The following is a 19,994-nucleotide window of genomic DNA, read 5'->3' on the forward strand; positions in this document are numbered from 1 at the left end:
CGCCGCATCCTGGCGAGCGTCGAGCGTGTGCTGCAGGAGCGGCGGGCGTTGAAGGAACAAACACGCACGCTGACGCTCGACGTCGCCGAGCTGAGCGCATGCCTGGCCGCGCGTGACAGGCTACTGCAGCAAGGGGAAGCCCGCCGGGCGCTGATTACCCAAGGTGCGGATGCACTGTTCTGGGAGCTTGAGCTGAAAGGGAACGCACTGGCACCTACCTGTGCGATGCACTGGAGCGCTGGCCCATCGCCCGATACCCAAGCGATTGATCAACTGGGGCGTTGGAACGAACAACTGCATCCCGCCGACCGGCAACGCCATTTGACGGCCCTGGAGCGGCACCTGGCCGATCGCAGCGGACGTACGCGTTTAGCACTGGACGTGCGCATGGCGCTCGTGCCGGGAGGCGACTACCGCTGGTGCAGGTTGCAGGGTGATTCGCGCCGCGACCCGCACGGAGTGGCGGTTGCCATGGGCGGAAGCCTGCAGGATATTCACGAACAGTACATCCGGCACGAGGAACTAGAACTGGCGGCTGCGCGTTTCGAAATTTCCCGAGAAATGCTGCATGACGGGTTATGGGATATTGAGGTGGTGGCGGGCGACCCGGCGAATCCGAACAATGTCATCTGGTGGTCGTCGCAGATGCGCCGTCTGTTGGGCTGCGCCACAGTCGAGGAGTTTCCCAATACCCTGGAAAGCTGGACCTCGCGCTTGCATCCCGAAGACAGTGCACGGGCCATCGCTGCGTTTGTGGCGCATGTCGAGGACCGCAGCGGCAAAACCGCGTTCGATGTGGACTATCGGCTCAAGCACCAAAATGGCACGTACCGCTGGTTTCGCGGGCGTGGTCAAACGCGCCGTGCAGCGGACGGCTCGCCGCAACGGGTGGTCGGCGCCATCACCGACATCCACGCCAGGCATGAAGAAAGTGCGATGCGCGAGGCTCAGGAGCAACAGCATCGAGTCATGCAGGAAACCCTGAGCAAGCTCACGCAAATCGTCGCCACGATCCAGGGCATTGCCAGCCAGACTAATCTGCTGGCGCTGAACGCCGCCATTGAGGCGGCACGCGCCGGTGAAGCCGGGCGCGGGTTTGCGGTGGTCGCCGATGAGGTGCGCAAGCTGGCCACCCGTACCAGCCAGGCGACCCAGCAAGCGGCCGACATGATGGACAGCTAGGCCCTGAAAGCGACTGCCCGGCGCGTGTGTTTGCAGGACCGCTTCCCACAATAATAAGCAAGGTGTCGTTATGCGTGATTATGAATCTGCCGTTACATCCTTCGATTATCTGCCACTCGTCGCCCGGGATCTGCATGGTGAGCTGACTGCCCTGAATGCCTGTATCGAGTGCTGCGACCGGCATACCCAAGGCGACGCTGTGGCGCTGTATTGCGAAGCCCAGGATGGTCGCGCCACGCGCTATACGTTCCGCGAGCTGCAAGCCCACACGGCACGCTTCGGCAACTTCCTGCGCGAGCAAGGGGTCAGGCCAGGTGATCGCGTAGCCGGCCTGATGCCGCGCACGGTTGAACTGTTGATCGCCATTTTAGGCACCTGGCGCATCGGTGCGGTCTATCAGCCACTGTTTACCGCCTTCGGGCCCAAGGCGATCGAGCAGCGATTGGGCTGCTCCGGCGCGCGCTGGGTCGTGACCGACGCGCACAATCGTCCCAAGCTGGACGACCTTGCAGACAGCCCCAACATCGTCGTGACCGGTGGAGCGTTGAGCTATCCGAGTGATCACGATTTCTGGAGCACGCTGGGTCTCCAGTCTGACGACTGCGCTCCTGTGCTGCTGGACGCCAGCGCGCCTTTCCTGCTGATGTGCACGTCGGGGACCACAGGGCCAGCCAAACCGCTGGAGGTACCGTTAAGCGCCCTGCTGGCCTTCAAGGGCTACATGCGTGACGCGATTGACCTGCGTGAGGACGACCGGTTCTGGAACCTGGCCGACCCCGGCTGGGCCTATGGCTTGTATTACGCGGTGACGGGACCGCTGGCGTGCGGCCACGCGACGCTGTTTTATGACGGGCCGTTCACGGTGGAAAGTACCCAGCGGGTCATTGCAAAGTATGCAATCAACAACCTCGCCGGCTCACCGACGGCCTATCGCTTGCTGATAGCAGAGGGGGCCGTGTTCACCGACGCCCTGCGTGGCCAGTTGAGGACCGTGAGCAGCGCCGGCGAACCGCTCAACCCGCAAGTCATCCGTTGGTTTGCCGAGCAACTTGAGGTAGTCATTCACGATCACTACGGCCAGACCGAAATCGGCATGGTGCTGTGCAATCATCACGGTCTACGTCACCCGATACGCGAGGGCTCGGCCGGTTATGCAGTGCCCGGCTACCGTATTGTCGTGCTGGATAATGCTCAGCGCGAACTGCCGCCAGGCCAGCCGGGAATATTGGCGGTTGATCGCGAGCGCTCGCCCCTGTGCTGGTTCGAGGGATACCTGGGGATGCCCACCAAGGTCTTCGTAGGTCGTTATTACCTGAGCGGCGATATCGTCGAGCTCAATGACGACGGCAGTATCAGCTTCGTCGGGCGTAACGACGACGTGATTACCACCTCCGGCTACCGCGTCGGGCCTTTCGATGTGGAAAGTGCGCTGATCGAACACCCGGCGGTGGTCGAATCGGCTGTGGTCGGCAAACCCGACCCGCAACGCACCGAGATGATCAAGGCGTTCGTCGTGTTGAACAATCAGTACCCGCCCAGCGCCGAGCTGGCTGAAGTGCTGCGCCTGCATGTCCGGGAGCGTCTGGCCGCACATGCTTACCCGCGGGAAATCGAGTTTGTCGACCAATTGCCCAAGACACCCAGTGGCAAGTTGCAACGGTTCATTCTGCGCAACCAGGAGATTGCAAAACAGCAGGGGCTCGACACATGAGCGTGAGCACACGCGGATGTTCCGAGTGCTAAGCCGCATGGAGTTCCAGCGTAAAGCGCTGGAATTGTTCAAGGAGCGCAGCTTCAGCCAGGTCAGCATGCGAGAGCTGGCGGCGCATGTCGGCATCAGCCCTGGCGCAATTTATCACCACGTGGAGAGCAAGGAAGCGCTGCTGTTCGAACTGCTGATGGAGCTGTATCAGGCGCTGCTGTCTCAGGTCGAGCGGGTCAACAAGCGCAAACTGCCTCCCGCGCAACGCTTGACCACATTGATTGAATACCACCTGCGCTTGCATGAGAACATGACCGGGCACTTCAAGCTGGCCGTCATGGACGTCGGCTGCCTGAGCCCGCCCATGGAGGAACAGGTGCGGCGATTGAGGAAAGCTTACGAGTCAGAAATGTTGAGCCTGGTCGGGCAACTGAGCCATGAACCTGGCGGACCTCTGCGTGAAGGTGCACTCAAGGCAATATTGCCCCTTCTGAACAGCCTACCCGCCTGGTTGAATCCCATGATGGAGAACACTCAGCGCCGCGTCATTACCAGGACCATCGCCCATGCGGTGGTGCAGGCGATAAATACGCTGCCTTGAGTCAATTTATTGCATTGGCAGGAGCATGTTGTCCCCAGCCATCAGCTCATTAAGACGCGCGTCGACTTTCCAGAATAGAGAAAAAGTACATGCCGGCCAGCATGGCTAAAAAGAAGATGAGGGCTTGCCAATGCCAGGTAAGTAAAAGAGCGACTGCTGGCCCAGGGCAGATTCCCGCAATTCCCCACCCAATACCGAACAACAGGCTGCCACCAATCAAGCGTGCGTCCAACTCGTTTTTCAGTGGTAGCTGCATGCGGGCTCCCAGCAAAGATTGCCTTTTCTTACGCGCCCAATTTAGAGGGATGACCGCTACTGAGATCGCCCCTAGCATAACCAGTGCAAGTGACGGATCCCAGGCCCCAGCCACATCAAGAAAGGCCAATACTTTAGCGGGGTTCGCCATGCCTGCCAGTAGCAGACCCAATCCAAATATCAAGCCTGCAAAAAATGCAGCTAATTTGATCATCTTTAAACCCCCAGGACATGACGACTGACGTATACCGTCGCAAATCCAGTAGTCATAAAGCACGCCGTTGCTACGATGGAGCGAGGTGATAGTCGCGAGACCCCACATACTCCGTGGCCGCTCGTACAGCCCGAACCGTAACGCGTTCCCACGCCAACAAGCAGACCCGCTATGGCTAGGGCAGGCCACTCTGTATTAATCGCTATCTTTGGCAAGACAGTGAACGCGCCCCACAACAATGGCGAAATTACAAGGCCAAGCAGAAACAATGCTTTCTCGCTCCAGCCTTCACTGGGAAATTGCATCACGCCTCCAAGCAAGCCGCTGATGCCTGCGATACGGCCATTTGCGAGAACGAACAAGCTGACGGCCATTCCTATCAAGGCTCCACCGCACAATGAAGTCCATGGCGAGAAGTTGATCCAATCAATGCTCATGTTGTCTCTCCTGCACAAAGGGGCCGGTAAAGGACGTTGATATGGGAATCATAATCCTTCATTACGATGGTGACGAAGACGATAACGGTATTGCCGTCGCAATTGTGCGCGTGAAAGCCGTGTGCCCGTTCGTCCTCGCTGACATGCAAGCGGCCTGTGCAAGTTATTTTGAAGGCGGCTGGCTCGCATGGGAGTTGAGTGACTTAAGGCCAGTCACACGCTCAGTGGTCATCCAAGCGGCGCGGAGTATCTACGAAGTAGACTTCTGCTTCCAGACAAGCGCTGAACATTACACCCATTTGCGGTTAAAAATGGCGAGATAGAACGCTTCACGCCAAAGGTGCGACCGTCACATCGGTCTGGCCGTTCTCGTTCAAAACAGTGCGCACAAAACCTTCGGCTTTCTTTCGCTCGACGAAAACCCGAACAAAAGCAGCACCCGCCTCACAAGCTCGGGGAACGGCCATTGCCTGGCGAATAGAGGTGAACGCGCCATCAAGAACACGGTAGGAAGGATTGCCAGCTGCGACCTTCTCCAGCGGCTGCCTCACACCTGCAGCCGCATCCAGGGCCTGCTCGATATAAAGATCCACGGCACCGGCAGAGGTTGCCGCACGCTCAAGCTGCGCATGCTTTAACGTACGAGAAAGAAACAAGTCATAGGCTGCCCCTCTGCCCACCGCGATCTTCAGCCCCGACTGATCAAGATCCTGTACATGCTGATAAGTTGAATCAGCGGCCACCAGATAAGTGCCCTCAATGATGACGTACGGCTCGCTGAACGCGATCTGCTCTTCTCGCACTGGCTCAATAGCCAGAAACGCAACGCTCCATACACCTTCTTCAAGCGCCGAAAATACTTTGCCGGCAGCGTCGAAGGTAACCATCTCCAACTGCACATCGAGCTCTTGCGCCAACGCCTTGGCCAATGCCACCGATACGCCTTGAGGCGAACCGTCCGGCGCCTGTTGCGCCAGAACAGGATTACCGAAATTAATTGCTGCACGCAGCACACCTTCCGGGGCCAAATCTTGAAGCACAGCATGGTCGAGAGAGGTCATTTAATTGCTCCGAGATTAAGGCTAGTAGTCCTCACCAGATCGGCAAGGTATAGGAAAAAATCAGTTCGGATTAGTTAGCCTCGCGAGCGATCGGATTGCCGCTTTGCGTCTCATCCTTATTGTTGACGCGCATCAGGATGGTCATCAGGAAACCGACTACCAGCAACGCACTCAAGAACAAAAGGCCAGTGGATGCGCTTTGGCTATTGCCCTTCACCATGCCGATCAAGGATGGCCCGGCGAAACCGCCTAGGTTGCCGATGGAATTGATAACGGCAATCGAGACTGCAGCTGTAGTGCGGTCGAGGAAAAGGGTAGGCAACGCCCAGAACGGCGACTTGAAACTGTACAGTCAGGACAGTGCGACACAGATCATAGCTGTCGCAAGATAGGGGTTTTGCAGCATGCCGGCACCGACCATGCCCAACGCCGCGATGAGCAATGGGATAGCAGAGTGCAGCTTACGCTCGTCACGCTTATCGGAGCTTCGCGACCAAAGGATCATTGCCGCAGTCGCAACGATGTAAGGCAGCATTGCGATAAGACCGATCTGAGTGTGCGTCAGCGACTCTGAAAAGCTCTTGATGATCTGCGGCATCCAATAACCGATGCCCAAGCTACCGCACTGATATACAAAATAGATGAAGCTCAGGTAGAGCACCTTTGGGTTGGTCATTGTCTTGAACACGCTAAGGCGCTTAACGTTCTTGCGACTTTGACGGTCACGCTCAAGCTCTTCAAGCAACCAGGCTTTCTCATCAGGCTTGAGCCATTTGGCCTGCTCAGGCTTGTCGGTGAGAAAGAAGTAGCAGGCAACACCCAGGAAGACGGCAGGAATACCTTCCAGAAAAAGCATCCAGCGCCAGCCGCTCCAGTTGAACCAACTGATGTTATCCATGATCCAGGTGCTCATCGGAGCGCCGATGATGTAGCTCACCGGGATAGCAGCAGTGAACAGTGCAACCGTGGTGGCCAACTCTTTGGAGCGAAACCAGAAGGTCAGATAAACAATGATGCCAGGGAAGAATCCCGCCTCTGCAACCCCCAGGAAGAAGCGAAGGATGTACAACTGATTCGCCGTTTGTGCGAACGCTGTCAGAGCGGCAATGAAACCCCAAGTCACGAGTATCCGCGCAATCCAAACCCGGGCACCGAACTTGTTCAGCATGACGTTACTAGGCACTTCGAACAGGAAGTAGCCAATAAAGAAAATGCCTGAAATGAATCCGAAAGCCTCGCTAGATAATGCGAGTTCTTTATTCATCTGCAGGGCAGCGTACCCGATGTTAGCTCGATCAAGATACGAAACAATATAAAGCAGGAATACGAACGGAATAATTCTCCCCGTGACCTTGCGTACGATGGCTGCTTCATCAGGTTTATTATTGCTCATGGCGACCTCGTTGGAGCAAGCCTAAACCTGCTCCTATAATTATTGTAAGACGTAGCCGGTCAGGCTGAAAAAATCATGCAGACTGGGCTACCGGTCGAAACCGTGAATCCCGTCTTACTCAACGCACCGGTCTTGGCGTCCGTTGCCATTGAAATAATGGTGTCGCTGTCTTCATTCAGCGCGAACAGGAAGCGCTCGTTCGGTGTGAGGGTAAAGAAGCGCGGCGTCTTGCCATCAGTGGGCATGAACTCCACCGGGGTGAGCATGCCGCTGCCCTGATCGATGGCGAACACTGCCACGCTGTCGTACCCCCGGTTCGAGGCGTAGAGGAAGCGACCACTGCGGTCGATCTCGATCTCTGAAGCACGGCTGTTGCCAGTGAAAGTCGCTGGCAATGACGGTAATACCTGGATCGGCGAGAGCGCGCCGCTTTGGCCATTGAAGCGGTATGCGGTCACGCTTGAATCAAGTTCATTGACCACATACGCAAATGACGCTTTTGGGTGGAACGCCAGGTGGCGAGGCCCTGCCCCTTCCCTGCTGGTCACGAATGGCTGATCTGCCGGATACAGTTTGCCGTTGTGGAATTTAAAGCTGAACACCCGATCCAGGCCTTTGTCTGGCACCAGCACAAACTTGCCAGACGGATCGAACGGGTTGAAATGCGGCTTGGCGAAGGGTTGCTCTACGCGGTGTGGGCCTAGCGGGCCTTCCAGCTTGAGCAACTGGTTGATACTGCCGAGCGATCCGTCTTCAGCGATATTCATCACCGCCAACGATCCGCCGATGTGGTTGGAGACCACTAAAAAACGCTGCGTGGGGTCGAGTGCCAAGTGAACCGGGTTCTTCCCCTCACAACTTTGGCGGTTGATGAACGTGATTTTGCCGGTTGCCTTATCTACGCTGAAAGCACTGACTTCGGTCAGATCTCCGTGCACCGTGTACAGCCGATCCCCAGCCCTGTTGAGAGCAAGGAATGAAGGGTTAACCAGATCCTTGAAGACCTGCACGAGAGCCAACGTGCCAGCCTCCTGGTCGACCTTGTAAACGGTGATGCCTTCACCGCGTGCATTACGCTCACGTGTAGTGCGCGACCCGACATAGGCGTACATAGGGGTATTTCTCCGTGACTCAGTATTGTTATTCAGAAGGTTAGCGGCCTGAGCGAGACCGGCGGGCAACAGAGCTCCCAGAGCCGAAATCCCAGCTACAGCGCCCATCTGTTTGAGTACACTGCGGCGGGTTGCGCCATTTGATGCAGGCAGGCAGGTACCTGCGTCTTGATCATCGCCGTGCATAGATGCGTCCTTTTTATTGTTAATCGCATTTTGTCCGGCCCCTGAGCGAGGGCCGTGGTCAAATCAGTGCTGCGTTCGCGCTACCACTTTGCGAATGACGAACGGGAGAACGCCGCCGTGCATCAGATAACGAATCTCTTGCAACGAGTCCAAACGGACACCGAGCTCGACCTGCTGCTGGTCACCACTGCCGCGATGGATAACCAGAGTCACTCGGTTGTCACCTACAGCCAGGTCATCCAAACCAATGAAGTCAAAGCGCTCGTCACCCTGAAGATTGAGCTCGCTTACCGACTGCCCATTTTTGAATTGCAGTGGAATGACCCCCATGCCAATCAGGTTGCTACGGTGGATACGCTCGATGCTCTGCGCCACCACCGCCTTGACTCCGAGTAACGCCTGAGCTTTCGCCGCCCAGTCACGACTGGAGCCTGCGCCATAGTTGATTCCCGCAAAAACGACCATTGGTGTCTGCTGGGAAGCATAACTTTTGGCCGCTTCGTACAGAGGCAGGCAAGCACTGTGATCGGCGTTCCAGGCCCAGACCCCCGGCCCTGGCTGGCTCTCACCTAACTGCAGATTTTTGACCGACTTATTGGTGAAGGCTCCGCGCAACATAACTTCATGGTTACTACGACGGGTGGAGTACTGGTTCAGGTCTGCCGGATCCTCACCTCGTTCAAGCAACCACTGGCCGGCCAGGCTATCTGCAGGAATGGAATAGGCAGGAGAAATGTGATCGGTGGTCACGTTGTCACCCAGTACCATCAGCGTACGAGCGCCGCTGATCGCCAAGCTTGTTTTAGGTTCGCGAGCGATGTTAGCCAGGTATTGAGGACGACGCAGGTAGGTCGAATCTGGGCTCCAAGGAAATTGCACACTTCCTTCTGCCGACAGAGCTTGCCAGTGGTGAGTACCTTCCCAAACTTTGGCCAGGCGCTGCTGAAAAAATTCGGGCTTGACGGCCTTGACAGCTTGCTCGGCAATCTCAGCGTCGGAAGGCATCAAATCGCGCAAGTACACAGGCTTGCCATCACGATCATTGGCCAGCGGGTCGGACTGCAGATCGATGTCAATGGTGCCGGCAATAGCGTAAGCCACGCACAACGCCGGCGAAGCCAGGTAGCCCGCTGGAATCTTCGGGTTCACTCGCCCCTCGAAGTTTCTGTTACCGGACAACACCACCACGCCTTTGAGACCTTGATCTGCGAACTTGTCTACGTGCTCTTCGAGCGACCCCGAGTTACCGATGCAGGTCATGCAGCCGAAACCCGCCAGATCGAATCCCAACGCCGAAAAGTCTTCGAGCAGGTTTGCCTCTTTCAGGTAGTCCGCGACCACGCGGGAGCCTGGCGAAAGAGAGGTCTTTACCCAAGGCTTGCGCTGAATACCCAGCTCACGAGCCTTGCGGGCCAGCAAGCCAGCCTGGATCATCTGCGCAGGGTTGGCGGTGTTCGTGCAGCTCGTAATCGCCGACATTACCACGGCACCATGGGTGATCGGCTGACCAAACGATGGCTCGAAAAAGCTCTGTTGCGCAGGTGCCGTGATCAATTTCCCTTCACCCATCACTTCCTGATGGAATGAAGCGGCAGCGTTCGAGAGCTTCTGACGCTGATGCGGCTGGTGTGGGCCTGCCACACTCGGCTCGATATCAGCCAGATCCAGATCAATCAACTCATCAAATTGTGGTTCATCGAGCTCATCCCGACGCCAGAGCGGTTGCGCGCTCATGTAGCTGACGACCTTGCGGCACAGTTCCGGTGAGCGGCCGCTGAGCTTCAGGTAAGACAGCGTTTCGTTGTCGAATGGGAAGAACACCACGGTCGCGCCGTATTCGGGCGCCATGTTCGAGACAGTGCCACGCGCGGCCCAACTCAGCCCGGAAAGACCAGGGCCGGTGAACTCTACGAATTTGCCGACGACCGAACGTTTGCGCAGAGTTTCCGCCACGTGCAACGACAGGTCCGTAGCAGTAACGCCTGGACGCAGCGCGTTGGTGACGCGGATACCCACAACCTTTGGAAAGCTGATCGGCACCGGCTCGCCAACCATGGCTGCCTGACCTTCCAGGCCTCCTACGCCCCACCCCAGGACACCGATGGCGTTGATCATTGGCGTATGGCTGTCGGTTGCGACCATGTCGTCTGGATGCAGCAAGCGCTGGCCGTCATCGGTGGTGCTTTCCCACACCACCTGCGCGAGGGCTTCCATGTTCATCTGGTGAATAATGCCTGTGCCTGGAGGAATCACACCGAAGTTGGTCAGGCTCTTTTGCGCCCATTTGATAAATCGATACCGCTCGCTGTTGCGGCGAAAATCAATGTCCAGATTCTGCTCGACCGCATCTGCTTCTGCGTAATGTTCCACGATCACGGAGTGGTCGATGGTCAGCACGGCTGGAATCAGCGGGTTCATGGTTTTCGGATCGCCGCCCAGGTCCGCCACAACGTCACGCATGCCCGCGAAGTCAGCCAACGCCGGCAGACAGGTCGTGTCATGAAACATAAGGCGGTTGGGCTGGAATGGCACTTCACAGTCAGGGCCTTGGCCAGTGGCACGAGCTAAAACAGACGGCAATGCCTCAGGGGAGCAGCGCGCCACGTTTTCCAGAAGGATTCGGATCGAGTAGGGAAGTTTCGATAGTTGTGCTGAGGAAAGCATCTTGGCCAGATCGACATAAGCAAATGGCTCTTCGTCGATCACCAGATGATTGATGAGGTCGTAAGCAGTCTCGGTCATTCTCGTATCGCTCAGGCTTTTTATAATGGTCGCGGGATTCGAGGGCTAGCCGATCTATACCGCTAATGAGCCGATACTAGGACTACTAAACACTGCTGAAAATTGATGAATCGTCATAGCTGCGTTCTCTAAAGGAGAACGCTAGTCCTCTGCGAACCTCAAATTGTCGATGAGCGTTTTGAGCGTGGACGACGCAGTGTCATATCTCTTGACGACCAACTGCAGCGACCTTCGGGCCCAAGGCTCATCCAGCGTCACGGCTTTCAGCTTGTGACTTCGCAGATATTGGTTGATAACGCTACGTGGCAATACAGCCAGGCCCAGGCCGGCAGAGACCATCCGACACATGCAGTCGAAGCTGCTAATCCTGATTCTGAGTTTGAGCGCCATGCCCAGTTTCTCAGCCTCGGCGGTTAGCAAGGTGTGCATCGAACTTTCAAGGTGTGGGCCCACGAACTCATGCTTGAGTACCTCCTCGAACCGGGTGGACTTGCGGCCAGCGAGCGCATGACCTGCGGGTACTACCAACGTCAATTCATCATTGCGGTAGGGTATTGCTTCTAACCCTTCTGCAGGTGTCTGACTGGCGATAATGCCAAGATCTGCTCGACCGTCCGCTACAGCCCGAATAACGGCAGATCCGACACGCTCCTCAATGTCGAACTTGATCTGCGGATAGAGCGAAACGAAGTCCGCAATGTCCTGTGGGAGGAATTGAGAAAGAGCTGAGGTGATGGCATGGATACGCAGATGACCTTTGACGCCGCTAGTATAGTCGCCAAGCTCCTGATCAAGCTGAGCGAGCGTCTGCCTGACCTGCCGCGCGTAGAAAAGCAGGGATTGGCCTGCAGGAGTGAGATCCACACCTCGAGCGTTACGCACCAGAAGCGTTGCTCCGACCTGGCTTTCGAGTTCCGACACGCGCTTGCTGATCGCAGAAACCGCCAAGTGCTTCATGCGCCCTACTCGCGTCAGGTTCCGCTCTTCGGCGACGGTGATGAAAATGTCCAGGCTTGTCAGGTCATAGCGCATGGCAGTTCCTTAAGATCCACGGGGACGATCTTCGGCTATACCTGCGACCGGAGAACTGCCTGATGGTAACTGTCGTAGCGTGCTCTGACTAACGTCCGTGCAGAGCACTGGGCTAAGGTAGCCCTCGTTGGCCTTAGTACATCTCCAGCCCCCCAAAAACGCCACATAGTGTGTGGCACATCTGTAACTTGCCAGATCTGATCGTCCGCTCTTCGCAGCGATAACCCGCTGCGTCGCTCATGAAATCAACTCCGAATAAATAACACTATTACCCCCCAGCAGCCATCCGCCGACAGATAACGCAAGCAACCCAAGACAACATCACTGCCGGGATCGAAAGCAAAATCGAATACAAAATGCCGACTGCCAGCAACGGTCCTGCCTCAGAGCTGATCATCACACACGGAATCTGCCCGAACATTACGATGGGGCCCGCCAGCCATCTGCGTTTTTGAAACAGCAGACCAAGCACCAATGTCAGTGCCAGGGACGCAGGATACAGAACAGTCAAATAACATTGCGCGTCCCACGGCTCATTCACGCCGGCGGACCATGACGCCGCCAGCCAAAAGCTCACACTGATGACGAGAGTTACGATTGTCGCCAGCCATATATTTTTCAATGACGTTCTCTCTTTTAAGCTGATCTGCATATTCCTCATCCGGCTCGCACATGAACCTACCCTGCCTGCACCGTTTGAGCTTCGACGGCCGTAGAGCCCGTTACCGTACTGCACGCCGATCGCGCCATTGCCAATCAGCCTGAAAAGCAAGGAATTAGAACCCCAATCAGCATGAGGGGTCTGCTCCTGTATCACATCTCTGGAATGCATCGAATGTACACGCACCATAGCCTGGTAATACTGGCCCGGGGAGGCTACGCCGCTCGGGGACTGCTTTATTTGATCATCGGTATCTTCGCCCTGCTGGCAGCGCAGGATGCGACGAAGCCCAAGGACAGTCACAAAAGCCTGGAAGCATTGCTAAGCCAACCCTTTGGCTATTTCCTAATCGGAGTTGTGGTGGCCGGACTGCTCGCATTTGCTGCCTGGCGCGTGCTCCAGGCTACGCGTGATGTCGATCATCACGGCAACGCGTTCAAAGGCCTGGTGATTCGCGCGGGTCTGTTGGCCGGCGGAATGGTCAACGGCGCTTTAGCGTTTTTTGCATTGGGCCTGCTCGTTAGCGGCATCAGGAGTTCGGGCGATTCCGGGGGTCAGACCAAAGACTGGCTCGCGCATTTTTTGTCCTGGGATCACTCGAATCTATTGGTGTACCTGATCGCGCTGGTTCCTTTTGGTGTCGGTGTTGCTCATATCATCAAGGGGTGGAAGGCGTCGTTCGAGAAATACTTTGAGGCCGACGAAGACGTCATGCGGTACGTCCGCCCGGTATCTCGATTCGGACTGATTGCCCGGGGCGTCGTGTTTTTGGAAATTTCGGTGCTGCTGGCAATCAGTGGTTCTGCGTATCAGGCCATGGACCCACCGGGTATGAAGGAAGCCCTGGACGCGCTCCAGAATCTCCCAGCTGGATGGCTGATTTTAATAGTGATGGCATTGGGGCTGATTGCGTTCTCGGTTTACAGCTTCTCTGAAGCCTTCTGGCGCAGGATCAATATGGACTTGCCGGGAGTAGCGAAACATTGAGGGGTAACGTAGTGAATAAAAAACAGGAAACAGTCAGCCAGAACATTGAAGGGTCAATGTGGCAAGCCGCTAAGTGGCTGAACAAACCGAGCCTTTGCCAACGCTTGGCTGACCACTCATTAGAGATTTTTACTGACTCTCAAACCGACTTTTGGCGTGAAACCCATTATGGGTTCATTCGAGACAGTGGGCATTTTCTGGGGTTCGAGACCACGGGAGACTTTACCGCTCAAGTCAGAGTCAACGCCGATTTTCGCGAGCTCTATGACCAGGCGGGCATCATGGTCAGGCTCAATGAGCAGACCTGGCTCAAGGCAGGGATTGAATATAACGATGGAATGCCAATGATCAGCAGCGTGCTGACACAGGGCACGTCGGATTGGGCGCCGAGCTGTTTTTCTGGCGACCCAACCGATTTCTGGCTTCGTGTGACCGTTTCCGATGGCGTGCTGCGCTTGCAATACTCCACAAACGGCATCACTTGGCCACTGCTCAGGCTTGCTCCATTTCCACGCGCGGAACGCTATACGGTTGGCCCCATGTGCTGCACACCGCAGCGGCAAGGGTTGAGGGTAAAGTTTTCTGAATGGTCGTTGAGCCAGCCTCTCGCGCGAGACCTGCACGACTTGAGCTAGACAGCCCGTCAATCATCGTCACGCACGTGCGCGTCAGCACAGGGCAAGCGCCCCGACTCCCCGCCGGCAATTCGTTCCGCCTGATCGATGCCGCGCTTTAGCGCGTCGTGCACGGTCCATTGCGCGCCGGGCAACTGACTGACGCGCTCGCCGACACAGTCCCCCGTGGCGGTATAGACGCAGACCAGCACTTCAATATCGTCGTCCTTGCGCTCACGGGCCCTGACTTCGATATGGCAGCCGTTTTCCACTTCCTGGGTAAAGCACTCTTCCTCGAGTGCCTTTTCGGCCCAGGCCTTGTAGGTAGTGCCACGAATAAACATAACTGCTCTCCCCCGGCCGTTAGTTAGTAAGTTGGCCTTCAAGTAAGACCTGAATGATTCAGCAGGAATTCCACCTTTTTTCCAATACCGGTTACAGCACGTACTCCCACCAGGCGAGTACCGTTTCGCTTGTTAAACCGTTCGTCAGGGGAAGTTACAAATTGTTAAACCAACCCCGGGACGTCTATTCAAAATTGTTCGGGAACGCGGTGCGGCGCGCCCCGCAGAGCGGCAGTGAAAGCCAGTAGATCCGTGCAGTGGATGCCGTTTATCCGCTGGAGGCGGCGTATTGCCTGGCGTTAAGCCGCTGACTGCACCCGCACTAACCAGCGCAGCGCCAGCGTTTCGCTTAAATAACTTTCGAACACTGGCACTACCGTGTCGGCACCACAATAACGGACGTTTTCACTACAGGAGCACGGCATGAAACGAGCAATGGGTTATTGCCTGGTATCTATCGCCAATCTTTTCTTGTTAACCGGCTGCAACCTCGTTGTGTTCAACCCCAAGGGGCAAGTTGCGACGGATGAACGCGACCTGATTATTCTCGCCACCGGCTTGATGCTGCTGGTGGTCGTTCCGGTCATCGTGCTGACGTTCGTTTTTGCCTACCGCTACCGCGCCACCAATAAAAAGGCGCGTTACTCGCCACGCTGGGCCAGCTCTTACCCCATCGAAGCGGTGGTCTGGGGCGTGCCGCTGCTCATCATCATTGCCCTGGGATGGGTGACATGGGAAACCACCCACGCACTTGACCCTTATCGCCCGCTCGAGTCAGAGACGCCACCGATCAATGTGCAGGTGGTGGCCACTGACTGGAAATGGTTGTTCATCTACCCGGACCTGGGCATCGCCAGCGTCAATGAGCTGGCCTTGCCGGTGCATACGCCGGTGAGTTTCACCATCACCTCCGACGCGGCCATGACGTCATTCTTCATTCCTGCTCTGGGCGGGCAGATTTACGCCATGGCCGGCATGCAGACCAAGTTGCACCTGATCGCCAATGAGACCGGCGAGTTCAGAGGGATCGCGGCCAACTACAACGGCGCCGGTTTTTCCGACATGCATTTCGCCACGCTGTCCCTCAGCCCTGCCGACTTCAAGACGTGGGTAACCAAGGTCAAAGGCGCCGCAACGCCCCTCGACCAGGCTCGCTACGCACAACTGGCCAAGCCCACCATCCGGCATCCGGTGACCTATTACTCGACCGTGCAGGAGCGGCTGTTTCTGGACATCGTCGATCAATACGAAGGCATGAACAAGGCCAGGAAGCCCAAGCGCGACCAGGCCCCATTGAACGGTGCTCAATCGAGCGTCACCGGCACGCGCACCGATCAACACCCCAGTCTGCTGGCCGAGGAGCAATAACCATGTTTGGAAAACTGTCATGGGACGCGATTCCAACCACTGAGCCCATTGTGATGTACACGCTGGCGGTCGTCGGGCTGATTGGCGTGGCGATGCTGGGCACGATTACCTGGAAACGCAAATGGGGCTATCTGTGGCGCGAGTGGTTCACCTCGGTGGACCACAAAAAGATCGGCTGCATGTACATCATCGTCGCGCTGGTGATGCTGCTGCGCGGTTTTTCCGATGCGATCATGATGCGCACCCAGCAAGCCATGGCCGCCAGTGGCGGGCCGGGTTATCTGCCACCGGAACACTACGACCAGATCTTCACCGCCCACGGCGTGATCATGATTTTTTTCATGGCCATGCCTTTCGTGGTCGGCTTGATGAACATCGTGGTGCCGCTGCAGATCGGCGCGCGCGATGTGGCCTACCCGTTTCTCAACGCGCTGAGCTTCTGGCTGTTCGTGGTCGGCGCCGCGCTGGTGAACATTTCACTGGGGGTCGGTGAGTTCGCGCGCACCGGTTGGGTTGCCTATCCGCCGTTATCCGGGCTGGCCTACAGCCCGGGAGTCGGGGTGGATTATTACATCTGGTCACTGCAGATATCCGGCATAGGCACGTTACTGACGGGGGTAAACTTCTTCGTCACGATCCTGAAGATGCGCACCGAAGGGATGACCCTGTTCAAGATGCCGGTGTTCACCTGGAACGCGCTGTGCACCTCGGTGCTGATCCTGGCGGCGTTTCCGATTCTCACCGCCACCCTGCTCATGCTGAGCCTGGACCGTTATCTGGGCATGCACTTCTTTACCAACGAAGCCGGCGGCAACCCGATGATGTATGTCAACCTCATCTGGGCCTGGGGGCACCCGGAGGTGTACATCCTGATCCTGCCGGCGTTCGGGGTGTTTTCCGAGATTGCCGCGACGTTCAGCAGTAAACGGCTGTTCGGCTACGTGTCGCTGGTGTGGGCAACGATCTCGATTACCGTGTTGTCGTTCATTGTGTGGCTGCATCACTTTTTCACCATGGGGGCCGGAGGCAACGTCAACGCGTTCTTCGGCATCATGACGATGATCATTGCGGTGCCGACCGGTGTGAAAATCTTCACCTGGCTGTTCACCATGTTCCGCGGGCGGGTGCGCTTCGAAACGCCGATGCTGTGGACCTTGGGCTTTATCGTGACTTTCAGCATCGGCGGCATGACCGGGGTACTGCTGGCAGTCCCTGGCGCCGACTTCCTGCTGCACAACAGCCTGTTCCTGATCGCGCACTTTCACAACGTAATCATCGGCGGCGCGCTCTTTGGTTACATGGCCGGCCTGACCTACTGGTTCCCCAAAGCCTTCGGCTTCCGGCTGAATGACCGATTGGGCCGCATCGCTTTCTGGTGCTGGCTGACCGGCTTTTATTTCGCCTTCATGCCGTCGTACGTGCTGGGCTTCATGGGCATGACGCGGCGGCTCAATCATTTCGACAACCCGGAATGGCGGCCCTGGCTCCTGCTCGAGCTGCTCGGCGTGGCAATCATTCTCTGCGGCGTGGCGGCCCAGGCACTGCAACTGTTTGTCAGTATCCGCAGGCGTCACCGGTATCGCGACCTCACCGGCGACCCGTGGGACGGACGCACGCTGGAATGGGCCACCTCCTCGCCGCCACCGCTGTACAACTTCGCCGAGCAACCCAAGGTCAGCGACCTGGACGCCTATTGGGGCATGAAGGAGCGCGGTGTGAGCACCCTCAGCCACACCGACTATCGAAGCATCCACATGCCGCGCAACACCGCCTCGGGCCTGGTGATCAGCCTGTTCACACTGATCTGCGGCTTCGCTCTGGTCTGGCACATCTGGTGGATGGCGGCGTTCGGCCTGGTGGCCTCGGTGGTCACGTTCGTGGTGCGCAGTTACGACGAAGACACGGATTACTTCGTGCCGGCGCAAGAGGTCGCGCGCATCGAAGCGGCCCGTCTCAAAGACCTGGCAGAGGCTTGATCCATGTCCAACACCGTGATTGAAAAAGACGTCGCTCATACCCAGGAACATGGCCACGAGGACGCGGGTTCCCTCAGCGTTTTCGGGTTCTGGATCTACCTGATGACCGACTGCATCCTGTTCGCCACGTTATTCGCCGGCTATGCGGTGTTGCGCGACAGCGTGGCGGGCGGCCCATCGAGCGTGGACATTTTCGAACTGCCCTATGTCCTCGCTGAAACCATGCTGCTGTTGTTGAGCAGCCTCACCTACGGCTACGCGATGCTCGCGATGAACCATGGCCAGCAACGCCAGGTACTGCGCTGGCTGGGTATTACATTTGTACTGGGTGCCGGCTTCATCGCCATGGAAATCAATGAGTTTCACCACCTGATCGCTGAAGGCCACGGACCGGACCGCAGTGCGTTTCTCACCGCGTTCTTCACGCTGGTCGGCACCCATGGCGCGCACGTGCTGACGGGATTGATCTGGATGGCGGTGCTGATGGTCCAGGTTCATCAAAAAGGCCTCACCAGCACCAATGCCACGCGGCTCAGTTGCCTGAGCCTGTTCTGGCACTTCCTGGATGTGGTGTGGATCTGTGTGTTTACCGTGGTCTATCTGTTGGGAGTGGTCTGATATGTACAAGCAAAGCTCGCTTCACAGCAGCGCCGGAACACGCCATGGCAGCCGCCGCGCCTACCTGGTCGGATTCCTGCTTTCGGTCGCGCTGACCCTGATCCCGTTCGCCCTGGTGATATTCCCCGCGCTGCCACGTACCGGCACTGCCTGGCTGGTGGTTGCACTGGGGGCTATCCAGGTGCTGGTCCACCTCAGGTTCTTCCTGCATCTGGATACGGCCGAGGAACAACGTTGGAACCTGGTTGCGCTGATTTTCTCGGCGGTCGTCATTCTTCTGCTGGTAGGACTCTCGCTCTGGATCATGGACAGTATTCATCACAACATGCTGGCACACTGAGGTACTGGCTATTGAGTGGATTGCGCCGACCAGGCGGCGGCGCAATCGTCCATGGGCTTTATGTCGAGCCTCGCGTCCTCATTCGCTGACGCGCAACACCACTTTACCGTGCACATGTTCCCCGGCCAGAAAATCCAGCGCCTGCTCGGCCTCGTTCAGCTCAAATACCTTGGCGATAAAGACCTGCACATTGCCCGCCTCGATCAAACCTGCGATCTCGGCCAGTTCGTCCCCTCGGGGGGCGGCGGTGAATCGTGTCCCGGTCTTGCCTGCCGCCTGCGGATGGTGAGCGTCCGGCATCGTCAGGGTGGACACCAGCCGGCCACCCTCCCCCAGTACCTGCCAGGAACGCGCCTGGGTGTCACCGCCGATCAAGTCGATCACCAGATCAAAGTCCTTGCAGATCGCCTCGAATCGCTCGGTTTTGTAATCGATCGCCCGGTCCACGCCCAGCTCGTTCAAGAACGGCAAGCTCTCTGTTGACGCCGTCGCATAGACCTCGGCGCCCTTGACCTTGGCAAATTGCACAGCGAAGTGACCAACACCCCCCGTGCCTCCGTGGATCAGCACCTTTTGCCCGTGTTCGATCCGACCATGCTCCACCAACGCCTGCCAGGCCGTGTGCCCGGCCAGTGGCACACCCGCTGCGTGAGGCCAATCGAGGCCCGCAGGTATGCGTGCCAGATGCTCAACCGGCACGCAGGAATACTCGGCGTAGGCGCCATCAGCGCCCAACATCGCAAACACCCGGTCGCCTTTCTTGAAATCACTCACGCCTTGACCGACCTCTTCGATCAGCCCGGCAACTTCCCTGCCCAACGTCAGCGGCAATTCATCGGTTGTCACTTGCGGGTATTGGCCCTCGCGAATCTTGTAATCCACCGGATTGATGCCGACGAAAAAATTCTTCACCAGCACCTCGCCCGGCTTGGGCTCCGGCACTTGCACCTGCGTCAACTGCATGACCTGCGGGCCACCGAACTGCTTGATCCTGATCGCTTTCATGCCAGGCACCTCGTTTGTCTTTTCAACACTATTTCAGAGCCCCCCTTTTCAGGGCGCTCATCTCAGAACACTCAAGTGTGTGGAGGACCGTCAACGTTCGCGGGTTCACTGGATATTGAGCGCCACAGACAGACGGCATCTTCCGTTCGCCATCGACCGTTCAT

The 19,994-nt window shown here is 57.3% G+C and carries 18 protein-coding genes and 3 pseudogenes; 11 read left to right on the top strand and 10 right to left on the bottom strand.

Annotated elements, in window-relative coordinates; genetic code table 11:
* Positions 1-225: 225 nt before the first annotated feature.
* From TU75_RS28405 to TU75_RS00265, 4 genes and pseudogenes are all read left to right on the top strand, one after another.
* Positions 226-888, top strand: a pseudogene (locus tag TU75_RS28405) (PAS domain-containing protein); the annotation flags it as partial.
* Positions 889-918: 30 nt separating this feature from the next.
* Positions 919-1,158, top strand: a pseudogene (locus TU75_RS28410) (methyl-accepting chemotaxis protein); the annotation flags it as partial.
* A gap of 94 nt (positions 1,159-1,252) precedes the next feature.
* Positions 1,253-2,893 carry an AMP-binding protein gene (locus tag TU75_RS00260; RefSeq protein ID WP_060547872.1) on the top strand — a complete coding sequence of 547 codons (1,641 nt, stop codon included), beginning with the start codon at positions 1,253-1,255 and terminating at the stop codon, positions 2,891-2,893.
* 16 nt (positions 2,894-2,909) lie between these two features.
* Positions 2,910-3,485 carry a TetR/AcrR family transcriptional regulator gene (locus TU75_RS00265; protein WP_060547873.1) on the top strand — a complete coding sequence of 192 codons (576 nt, stop codon included), beginning with the start codon at positions 2,910-2,912 and terminating at the stop codon, positions 3,483-3,485.
* Between the two features lie 49 nt (positions 3,486-3,534).
* Here the strand turns inward: TU75_RS00265 and TU75_RS00270 are convergent, their stop codons facing one another.
* A complete protein-coding gene (locus tag TU75_RS00270; RefSeq protein WP_060406158.1) occupies positions 3,535-3,954 on the bottom strand; it encodes a DUF6691 family protein in 420 nt (139 codons plus the stop codon).
* 2 nt (positions 3,955-3,956) lie between these two features.
* The gene (locus TU75_RS00275; protein ID WP_060547874.1) at positions 3,957-4,391 is read right to left on the bottom strand and encodes a YeeE/YedE family protein; all 435 of its coding nucleotides are present in this window, start codon (positions 4,389-4,391) and stop codon (positions 3,957-3,959) included.
* 41 nt (positions 4,392-4,432) lie between these two features.
* On the opposite strand from TU75_RS00275, the gene TU75_RS27600 reads away from it, so the two are divergent.
* Positions 4,433-4,714: a hypothetical protein gene (locus tag TU75_RS27600; RefSeq protein WP_060547875.1), complete on the top strand. Its 282-nt coding sequence runs from the start codon at positions 4,433-4,435 to the stop codon at positions 4,712-4,714.
* A 6-nt stretch (positions 4,715-4,720) separates the two neighbouring features.
* Here TU75_RS27600 and TU75_RS00285 read toward each other — a convergent pair whose 3' ends face one another.
* The 6 genes and pseudogenes from TU75_RS00285 to TU75_RS00310 form a co-directional block, all read right to left on the bottom strand.
* Complete coding sequence (locus TU75_RS00285) at positions 4,721-5,452, bottom strand: transporter substrate-binding domain-containing protein (RefSeq protein WP_060547876.1); 732 nt, start codon at positions 5,450-5,452, stop codon at positions 4,721-4,723.
* A 70-nt stretch (positions 5,453-5,522) separates the two neighbouring features.
* Positions 5,523-6,845: pseudogene (locus tag TU75_RS00290) on the bottom strand (MFS transporter).
* A gap of 59 nt (positions 6,846-6,904) precedes the next feature.
* On the bottom strand, positions 6,905-7,957 hold the full coding sequence (locus TU75_RS00295) for a lactonase family protein (protein ID WP_060547877.1): 1,053 nt from the start codon (positions 7,955-7,957) through the stop codon (positions 6,905-6,907).
* A gap of 249 nt (positions 7,958-8,206) precedes the next feature.
* The gene (acnA, locus tag TU75_RS00300; RefSeq protein WP_060547878.1) at positions 8,207-10,885 is read right to left on the bottom strand and encodes an aconitate hydratase AcnA; all 2,679 of its coding nucleotides are present in this window, start codon (positions 10,883-10,885) and stop codon (positions 8,207-8,209) included.
* Between the two features lie 141 nt (positions 10,886-11,026).
* Positions 11,027-11,917, bottom strand: a complete 891-nt coding sequence (locus TU75_RS00305; protein WP_060547879.1) for a LysR family transcriptional regulator — start codon at positions 11,915-11,917, stop codon at positions 11,027-11,029.
* Positions 11,918-12,185: 268 nt separating this feature from the next.
* On the bottom strand, positions 12,186-12,569 hold the full coding sequence (locus tag TU75_RS00310) for a hypothetical protein (protein WP_060547880.1): 384 nt from the start codon (positions 12,567-12,569) through the stop codon (positions 12,186-12,188).
* Positions 12,570-12,752: 183 nt separating this feature from the next.
* Here TU75_RS00310 and TU75_RS00315 point away from each other — a divergent pair, with 183 nt between their 5' ends.
* Both TU75_RS00315 and TU75_RS00320 read left to right on the top strand, forming a co-directional pair.
* Positions 12,753-13,565, top strand: a complete 813-nt coding sequence (locus TU75_RS00315; RefSeq protein ID WP_060547881.1) for a DUF1206 domain-containing protein — start codon at positions 12,753-12,755, stop codon at positions 13,563-13,565.
* 56 nt (positions 13,566-13,621) lie between these two features.
* Positions 13,622-14,200, top strand: a complete 579-nt coding sequence (locus tag TU75_RS00320; protein WP_060547882.1) for a DUF1349 domain-containing protein — start codon at positions 13,622-13,624, stop codon at positions 14,198-14,200.
* A gap of 8 nt (positions 14,201-14,208) precedes the next feature.
* Here TU75_RS00320 and TU75_RS00325 read toward each other — a convergent pair whose 3' ends face one another.
* Complete coding sequence (locus TU75_RS00325; protein WP_003230651.1) at positions 14,209-14,523, bottom strand: hypothetical protein; 315 nt, start codon at positions 14,521-14,523, stop codon at positions 14,209-14,211.
* Positions 14,524-14,946: 423 nt separating this feature from the next.
* Between TU75_RS00325 and cyoA the strand changes: the two genes are divergently transcribed.
* The 4 genes from cyoA to cyoD are packed head-to-tail and all read left to right on the top strand — an operon-like array spanning position 14,947 to position 18,825.
* On the top strand, positions 14,947-15,891 hold the full coding sequence (gene cyoA / locus TU75_RS00330) for a ubiquinol oxidase subunit II (protein WP_032869773.1): 945 nt from the start codon (positions 14,947-14,949) through the stop codon (positions 15,889-15,891).
* 2 nt (positions 15,892-15,893) lie between these two features.
* Entirely contained in the window at positions 15,894-17,867 is a 1,974-nt protein-coding gene (gene cyoB, locus TU75_RS00335) for a cytochrome o ubiquinol oxidase subunit I (RefSeq protein WP_060547883.1), read from the top strand.
* Positions 17,868-17,870: 3 nt separating this feature from the next.
* On the top strand, positions 17,871-18,485 hold the full coding sequence (gene cyoC, locus TU75_RS00340; protein ID WP_060547884.1) for a cytochrome o ubiquinol oxidase subunit III: 615 nt from the start codon (positions 17,871-17,873) through the stop codon (positions 18,483-18,485).
* A gap of 1 nt (position 18,486) precedes the next feature.
* Entirely contained in the window at positions 18,487-18,825 is a 339-nt protein-coding gene (gene cyoD / locus TU75_RS00345; RefSeq protein WP_015372147.1) for a cytochrome o ubiquinol oxidase subunit IV, read from the top strand.
* Positions 18,826-18,903: 78 nt separating this feature from the next.
* On the opposite strand, the gene TU75_RS00350 is transcribed toward cyoD, so the two are convergent.
* Positions 18,904-19,830 carry an NADP-dependent oxidoreductase gene (locus TU75_RS00350; RefSeq protein WP_060547885.1) on the bottom strand — a complete coding sequence of 309 codons (927 nt, stop codon included), beginning with the start codon at positions 19,828-19,830 and terminating at the stop codon, positions 18,904-18,906.
* Between the last annotated feature and the right edge of the window lie 164 nt (positions 19,831-19,994).

The sequence above is a fragment of the Pseudomonas poae genome (assembly GCF_001439785.1).
Taxonomy (GTDB): Bacteria; Pseudomonadota; Gammaproteobacteria; order Pseudomonadales; family Pseudomonadaceae; genus Aquipseudomonas; species Aquipseudomonas poae.

What these genes read in the sequence shown, in the direction of transcription:
- TU75_RS00260 (WP_060547872.1), top strand. Translation starts at nt 1,253, where the DNA reads ATGCGTGATTATGAATCTGCCGTTACATCCTTCGATTATCTGCCACTC.
- TU75_RS00265 (WP_060547873.1), top strand. Translation starts at nt 2,910, where the DNA reads ATGTTCCGAGTGCTAAGCCGCATGGAGTTCCAGCGTAAAGCGCTGGAA.
- TU75_RS00270 (WP_060406158.1), bottom strand. Translation starts at nt 3,954, where the DNA reads ATGATCAAATTAGCTGCATTTTTTGCAGGCTTGATATTTGGATTGGGT.
- TU75_RS00275 (WP_060547874.1), bottom strand. Translation starts at nt 4,391, where the DNA reads ATGAGCATTGATTGGATCAACTTCTCGCCATGGACTTCATTGTGCGGT.
- TU75_RS27600 (WP_060547875.1), top strand. Translation starts at nt 4,433, where the DNA reads ATGGGAATCATAATCCTTCATTACGATGGTGACGAAGACGATAACGGT.
- TU75_RS00285 (WP_060547876.1), bottom strand. Translation starts at nt 5,452, where the DNA reads ATGACCTCTCTCGACCATGCTGTGCTTCAAGATTTGGCCCCGGAAGGT.
- TU75_RS00295 (WP_060547877.1), bottom strand. Translation starts at nt 7,957, where the DNA reads ATGTACGCCTATGTCGGGTCGCGCACTACACGTGAGCGTAATGCACGC.
- acnA (WP_060547878.1), bottom strand. Translation starts at nt 10,885, where the DNA reads ATGACCGAGACTGCTTACGACCTCATCAATCATCTGGTGATCGACGAA.
- TU75_RS00305 (WP_060547879.1), bottom strand. Translation starts at nt 11,917, where the DNA reads ATGCGCTATGACCTGACAAGCCTGGACATTTTCATCACCGTCGCCGAA.
- TU75_RS00310 (WP_060547880.1), bottom strand. Translation starts at nt 12,569, where the DNA reads ATGCAGATCAGCTTAAAAGAGAGAACGTCATTGAAAAATATATGGCTG.
- TU75_RS00315 (WP_060547881.1), top strand. Translation starts at nt 12,753, where the DNA reads ATGTACACGCACCATAGCCTGGTAATACTGGCCCGGGGAGGCTACGCC.
- TU75_RS00320 (WP_060547882.1), top strand. Translation starts at nt 13,622, where the DNA reads ATGTGGCAAGCCGCTAAGTGGCTGAACAAACCGAGCCTTTGCCAACGC.
- TU75_RS00325 (WP_003230651.1), bottom strand. Translation starts at nt 14,523, where the DNA reads ATGTTTATTCGTGGCACTACCTACAAGGCCTGGGCCGAAAAGGCACTC.
- cyoA (WP_032869773.1), top strand. Translation starts at nt 14,947, where the DNA reads ATGAAACGAGCAATGGGTTATTGCCTGGTATCTATCGCCAATCTTTTC.
- cyoB (WP_060547883.1), top strand. Translation starts at nt 15,894, where the DNA reads ATGTTTGGAAAACTGTCATGGGACGCGATTCCAACCACTGAGCCCATT.
- cyoC (WP_060547884.1), top strand. Translation starts at nt 17,871, where the DNA reads ATGTCCAACACCGTGATTGAAAAAGACGTCGCTCATACCCAGGAACAT.
- cyoD (WP_015372147.1), top strand. Translation starts at nt 18,487, where the DNA reads ATGTACAAGCAAAGCTCGCTTCACAGCAGCGCCGGAACACGCCATGGC.
- TU75_RS00350 (WP_060547885.1), bottom strand. Translation starts at nt 19,830, where the DNA reads ATGAAAGCGATCAGGATCAAGCAGTTCGGTGGCCCGCAGGTCATGCAG.